Origin of the sequence: Aeromonas sp. HMWF014, from assembly GCF_963878295.1 — a bacterium.
In the GTDB taxonomy this organism is placed as follows: Bacteria; Pseudomonadota; Gammaproteobacteria; order Enterobacterales; family Aeromonadaceae; genus Aeromonas; species Aeromonas popoffii.
The window spans coordinates 1-5,658 of the sequence record NZ_CAWNYS010000085.1 but is presented as its reverse complement, the minus strand read 5'-3'; the positions used below and the strand labels follow the sequence as shown (position 1 = coordinate 5,658).

Genomic DNA, 5,658 nt, shown 5'->3' with positions numbered 1-5,658 from the left:
CACCAGCGCCACGTCCAGACACCGGCTTTGCAACTCGCGCCACAGGGGCGTGCCGGTGAGCAGGGCATGGGCCGCGCGCTGGCGCTCGTTGCCGTGAGCCAGATAGTCGAGGCGGCGCCAGTTCGGGCCCGTGGCAAGTGCAGATGGAAAAACTGCGGCCGGGGCCGCAGTCAGTTCATCTCGCAGAAGGCAGAGATCAGTCAGCAAGGGTCACCTTGGTGATCACCACGTCCTCTACCGGCACATCCTGGTGCATGCGGCCTGCGTTGCCGGTCTTGACGCCCTTGATCTTGTTGACCACGTCCATGCCCGCAGTCACTTCACCGAATACGCAGTAGCCGAAGCCCTGGGTGGTGGCGGATTTGAAATCGAGGAAGTCGTTGTTGCTCACGTTGATGAAGAACTGGGCGCTGGCAGAGTGCGGCTCCATGGTGCGGGCCATGGCGATGGTGCCGACCTTGTTGGACAGACCGTTGGCCGCTTCGTTCTTGATGGAGGCGCGGGTCTCTTTCTCTTCAAAGCCAGGGGCATAGCCGCCGCCCTGGATCATGAAGCCGTCGATGACGCGGTGGAAGATGGTGTTGTCGTAGTGACCGTCACGGCAGTATTGCAGGAAGTTGGCCACGGTTTCCGGGGCTTTTTCCGCGTTCAGGGTCAGAGTGATGTCGCCGTGATTGGTGTGCAGAGTAACCATGATATGTCCTTTCATTCTTTGGGCAAAAGTTGCGCGGGCAGATAAGCGGCTCGCAGCTTGTTGCAGGGGCTATGGCATAAAGTGGTGGCAATTCTAGCCCATAGTGGTCGTCTGGCATAGCGCTGACATGGCTGTGAGGCTGGATCCGCCCTGTTTTCTGCCTCGTTTTCTCCACCGGATGCGGGTAGAATGGCAGGCCATTTTACTCACAGGCAGTGGTCATAAGATGCTGAAGATATACAACACACTCACTCGTCAAAAAGAAGAATTCAAACCTATCCACCCGGGCAAGGTGGGCATGTATGTGTGTGGCGTCACTATCTACGATCACTGTCATATCGGCCACGGTCGCACCTTCGTCGCCTTCGACGTGGTGGCCCGTTACCTGCGTTACAGCGGTTATCAGCTCAACTACGTGCGCAACGTCACCGACGTGGATGACAAGATCATCAAGCGCGCCGCCGAGACCGGCGTCACCTGTGACGATCTCACCGAGCGTCTGATCGGCGACATGCACCAGGATTTTGATGCCCTCGGCATGGTGCGCCCGGACGTCGAACCCCGCGCCACCCAGCACATCAGTGAAATCATCGAACTGGTTGAGAGCCTGATCGCCAAGGATCACGCCTACGTGGCCGACAACGGCGACGTCATGTTCATCGTCGACTCCTACGCCGACTACGGCAAACTCTCGGGCCAGGATCTGGAGCAGCTGCAAGCCGGTGCCCGGGTTGGCGTGGTGGATGCCAAGCGTAACCCGCTCGACTTCGTGCTGTGGAAGATGTCCAAGCCCGGCGAGCCGACCTGGGAAAGCCCCTGGGGCCCGGGTCGTCCTGGCTGGCACATCGAGTGCTCCGCCATGAACTCCAAGCACCTTGGCAACCACTTCGACATCCACGGCGGCGGTTCCGATCTGCAGTTCCCGCACCATGAGAACGAAATTGCCCAGTCCTGCTGCGCCCACGGTGGCGACTACGTCAACACCTGGATGCACAGCGGCATGGTGATGGTGGATAAAGAGAAGATGTCCAAATCCCTTGGCAACTTCTTCACCATCCGCGATGTCTTGGCTCACTACGACGCCGAGAGCGTGCGTTACTTCCTGATGTCCGGCCACTACCGCAGCCAGCTCAACTACTCGGAAGATAACCTCAAGCAAGCCCGCACCGCGCTGGAGCGCATGTACACCGCCCTGCGCGACCTGCCGGTGGCCCCTGCTGCCGGTGGTGACGAGCAGGTGGCTCGTTTTAATGAGGCGATGGACGACGACTTCAACACCCCGGAAGCCTACTCCGCCCTGTTTGATCTGGTGCGCGAGATCAACCGCCAGAAGGCCGAAGACATGAGCGTGGCCGCAGGCCTGGGTGCCCGTCTGCGCGAACTGGGCGCCGTGCTCGGCATCCTGCAGCAAGACCCGGACGCCTTCCTCAAGGGCAATGACGCCGATGACGAAGTGGCCGAGATCGAGCAGCTGATCGCCCAGCGCAATCAGGCCCGCGCCGACAAGAACTGGGCCGCCGCCGACGCCGCCAGAGCCCGTCTGACCGAGATGGGGATCGTGCTGGAAGACAGCGCCGGCAAAACCAGCTGGCGCCGTGCCTAAGGGCGTTTGCCCTGTTGCTGCCAACAGGTTGACCCAATAAAAAAACCGCAGCCTTCAAAAGGCTGCGGTTTTTGTTTGTGGCCTGCCGAAGCCTCGGCATTCTTCGGTCTGCTCCCTTCGCCCCTTGGGGGAGAGGGCTAGGGTGAGGGGAGCTAACGTCATTCCTCGGCTGAATGCCGGTAAGCCGTCTGTTTCTAGCCCCCTAAGTTCGTACCTAAACCGGTTGGAGCCTTTTACTTATGGCTGATCCAGTTGTGCGATCAGATCTTTGGTGCGCTGCTCGGTTAGCTTGGTGAGGCAACTGCTATGCACGAGGGGAGCGATAGATCCACCCTCATAAACACCGGCCTCATAACGGCATTGAGCTCAGCATCAGCCTTGGTGTAATCCTGCATGGCACATATATTCATTGCCGCTTGCGTCATCGGTTCTTTGCAATCGTCGTTGGCCTGTACAGTACTGACTGCAAGCAGCAGAAAAGTATAAAGATGTTTCAAAAAGGATTCCTTAAAATATGTTTTTACTCTTCTGGAGGGTAGATGAAAGCTTATTGTGCTTAAGTTACTGAGTATATTGGATGGAATGTTATATTAATCATCCATGCTTGGGGATATTGACAGTTCTGAGCAGTATTTTTCGGCTAATTTTTCTATATGATCTGTTTCTATATAAAATGGAGCAAATAAAGTAATTGACTTTGAATCACCATCAAGGGTTGGGATTAATCCTATTTTTTTGATTTCATGAGTGAGTCGCCTTATTGAATGCTCTGCTAAATGAGATATGTCAATCATAATTTTTTTATGATTTAGTATAAATCCTTTTTTCTCTAGGTAATTATTGATGAACTCAAATTGTTTGGTTAACATACTTGCGGTTTCTTCATTGGCATCATTTTCACCACTTAATTTCTTCAATTCATTCTTTAGGTTGTCAACCATACTACGGTATTGGGATATATCCCCTTTGAGCTTAATGTTATCCGTGTTGGTGAAATCAAGCTCGGAAATCTTTTTTCTTAATTGTATATTGTCTTGCCTATATTCTTTTAGCTTTAATGTAGTGTCTTTGTTTCTTAGTGTTAATCTTTCAATTTTATTTTCATACCCAAGTGTCATTTCGTTATTTTTAGTAAGTTTTTCGCTTGTTTGAGATTCCAATTTTCTATATTCCTCCATAGGTATCATGGCACAGTTTTCAATAGAGAGTTTAATTTTTCTTTTAGTGTCTCGCAATCGCTCCTGCCACCAAAAAATAACTACGGAAACTATTGGATGAGTTATTATAAACGCCAGTGATAATAGTAAAGGTTTTAGTATGAAAGTATTGTAATCACTATGAACAGACTCTAACATAGAGATTCTAATATTAATGTTTTCATTTGAAAAAAAGAAAAACAGTACTTCTTTATAGTTTATTAAGATCCAAGATATTATAAAACAACCGATAAATGGTGAGTTTAGGCGCTCATAAAGAGTAGCTTTTAAATCTTTTTGTATGCTAGATAGGTCCATATATATCGCTTTATTCTGAGTTGCTTGAAAATGACATTAACATTAATGGCTACATTTTAGTCTCTATGAAGTATTTGTTATTTAATCTTCTTGGACTCGTCTAATAAAATCTCTAGATAACATTTGGGATGCAGCAGATGCTGTGTACATACCAACGTCTTTTATTTCTTTCGCAATGTCATAGCCTTCATCTCTGAATTTTGCAAGCATTTGGCTTAATCCTGTAAGCTTACTTGTGTTAAGAACCATCCTCACCGCTGTCCCTTTGATATGATGTCCTAAGTCAATATGTTGCTTGCCATGATCATTTAGTAAAATACCATGGTCACCACTACAAATTAGAAAGTTACCACCAAGTCTACAAATTCTACTAATCATATACAAGCCAAATCCTGAGTTATGCCATGGATCATTTCTATCTATACGTACCCCTTTGTAGTTTTTACTTGATATGGCAGGCATTAATGCTTGTTGAATTGCATCGGAATCGCATTGGACTTGAATAAAAGGGTTTGTTAATAAGGATTGTTTAAGTCCGATTCCGTTGTCAATGATTGCAATCTCAACTTTACTATATGTAGGCCAAAATTGTGCACAATATTCAATGCTTCGAGACTTACTATGTTCAAGAACGTTTCTCATTATTTCACGGATTGAAAAAGTCAGGGCGTCGACTAAGTTCCCATGCTCTTCTCTAGAAAGAATTTTTGCTAAATGTTCTGAACGTCTTTCTATAATGTCTTGTGCTGCTTTCCATTCTTTCGATGCTTCATCGACGATTGTTTGCATTCTTAATATTGTAAAAGGTACAAATTGTTCATTACCATCCTTGCAATTTGGTTCTCTTCCGTGCTTTAAACCAAAAGCTCGAAAAAAAGCCATGTTAGCGGCGTACTCTTTATTTTTGTGTCCCCGGCAAAGAATAGTCGTTTCTTGGTTGTTTTTATTGAAGTCTCTTATTTGTTTAGCTACGTAAATCATGGAGAATGGTTCTATTCTACCCATTGATGAAAAGTCTATCACTAATTCATTCACCCCGGCGTAACTATGCACATCAGAACAGAATTTAAATATTTCAATTTCATTACAACTGCTTGGAAATTTAACTATAGACATATATTAACCTTGAGAAAGCAGGGTTTTTAAAAAACTGGATCAGTAAGTCCAATTAGGGCCGTAGGTTCGATTAGCGAAGCGTAATCGGACGTTCGAGAAATAAGTCCCGTAGGGTGCAATGAACGAAGTGAATTGCACCGCTATTCGACGTGGGTCTGATTGCGGAGCAACAGGCTTTGCGGATTGCGCCATGCACCTCACCCGCAAGGGGGCGGTGGATTGTTACCGTGGTGCAATGCGCTCCGCTTATTGCACCCTACGTCTCTCCCGCATGGGAGAGTGGGCACAGCCCCGAGGTGGGGACGGGAACGCCCGTCGAGGGTGCAACCCTCGGGCCACGGCGCAGGGGCGGGAGTCCGGCTGGACTGCGCAAAAGTTGCTACCGCCCCTGGCTGTCGCTACCACAATGCGCTGTTGACCATCAGAGTGAACAAGGGGGCCAACAGGCACCGTGGTTATTTTACGGAGCCGTTTCGGCCCGATCCATGGAATTCCATTGATTTAGTGATGCAAGTGTCAGAATTGAATGGTTTTTTGCGCCAGCGCAAGGTTTCGGTGCCGATCTGGCGCGGGGTGGTGGCGGGCCGCATGGCCCCGGCAGGGGGATCCCAGCCAGACAGCTCAGGGGGCAAGGCCGGTGGGCGTGATGCGGGCTGGCCCTAAGGCTGTCGAGGCGGGGAGTGCGGGTCTGGGTGGCGCGTTGGCGAGAGGGTTGGCGTGATGCCATGGCG

5 protein-coding genes and 2 pseudogenes are annotated in these 5,658 nt (G+C 49.5%); 2 read left to right on the top strand and 5 right to left on the bottom strand.

Annotation, left to right across the window (positions count from 1 at the left end):
* Positions 1–207 (bottom strand): annotated as a pseudogene (locus AAC083_RS22870) (DUF4269 domain-containing protein); the annotation flags it as partial.
* A complete protein-coding gene (locus AAC083_RS03335) occupies positions 197–694 on the bottom strand; it encodes a peptidylprolyl isomerase (RefSeq protein WP_042034542.1) in 498 nt (165 codons plus the stop codon). The pseudogene AAC083_RS22870 and the gene AAC083_RS03335, both read right to left, overlap by 11 nt.
* A 226-nt stretch (positions 695–920) precedes the next feature.
* Between AAC083_RS03335 and cysS the strand changes: the two genes are divergently transcribed.
* Positions 921–2,297 (top strand): cysteine--tRNA ligase, encoded by a 1,377-nt coding sequence (cysS, locus tag AAC083_RS03330; RefSeq protein ID WP_108538001.1) that lies wholly within the window; start codon positions 921–923, stop codon positions 2,295–2,297.
* 237 nt (positions 2,298–2,534) lie between these two features.
* On the opposite strand, the pseudogene AAC083_RS03325 reads toward cysS, so the two are convergent.
* The 3 genes and pseudogenes from AAC083_RS03325 to AAC083_RS03315 form a co-directional block, all read right to left on the bottom strand.
* A pseudogene (locus tag AAC083_RS03325) lies at positions 2,535–2,722 on the bottom strand (lysozyme inhibitor LprI family protein).
* Between the two features lie 165 nt (positions 2,723–2,887).
* A complete protein-coding gene (locus AAC083_RS03320) occupies positions 2,888–3,811 on the bottom strand; it encodes a hypothetical protein (RefSeq protein WP_146181786.1) in 924 nt (307 codons plus the stop codon).
* A gap of 81 nt (positions 3,812–3,892) precedes the next feature.
* Complete coding sequence (locus AAC083_RS03315) at positions 3,893–4,927, bottom strand: hypothetical protein (RefSeq protein WP_146181785.1); 1,035 nt, start codon at positions 4,925–4,927, stop codon at positions 3,893–3,895.
* A 507-nt stretch (positions 4,928–5,434) separates the two neighbouring features.
* Here AAC083_RS03315 and AAC083_RS03310 point away from each other — a divergent pair.
* Positions 5,435–5,590: a hypothetical protein gene (locus AAC083_RS03310; protein ID WP_181364891.1), complete on the top strand. Its 156-nt coding sequence runs from the start codon at positions 5,435–5,437 to the stop codon at positions 5,588–5,590.
* Positions 5,591–5,658 lie beyond the last annotated feature (68 nt).

Bases quoted from the DNA above. Each gene is read 5' to 3' on its own strand.
- AAC083_RS03335 (WP_042034542.1), bottom strand. From the start codon at position 694: ATGGTTACTCTGCACACCAATCACGGCGACATCACTCTGACCCTGAAC.
- cysS (WP_108538001.1), top strand. From the start codon at position 921: ATGCTGAAGATATACAACACACTCACTCGTCAAAAAGAAGAATTCAAA.
- AAC083_RS03320 (WP_146181786.1), bottom strand. From the start codon at position 3,811: ATGGACCTATCTAGCATACAAAAAGATTTAAAAGCTACTCTTTATGAG.
- AAC083_RS03315 (WP_146181785.1), bottom strand. From the start codon at position 4,927: ATGTCTATAGTTAAATTTCCAAGCAGTTGTAATGAAATTGAAATATTT.
- AAC083_RS03310 (WP_181364891.1), top strand. From the start codon at position 5,435: ATGCAAGTGTCAGAATTGAATGGTTTTTTGCGCCAGCGCAAGGTTTCG.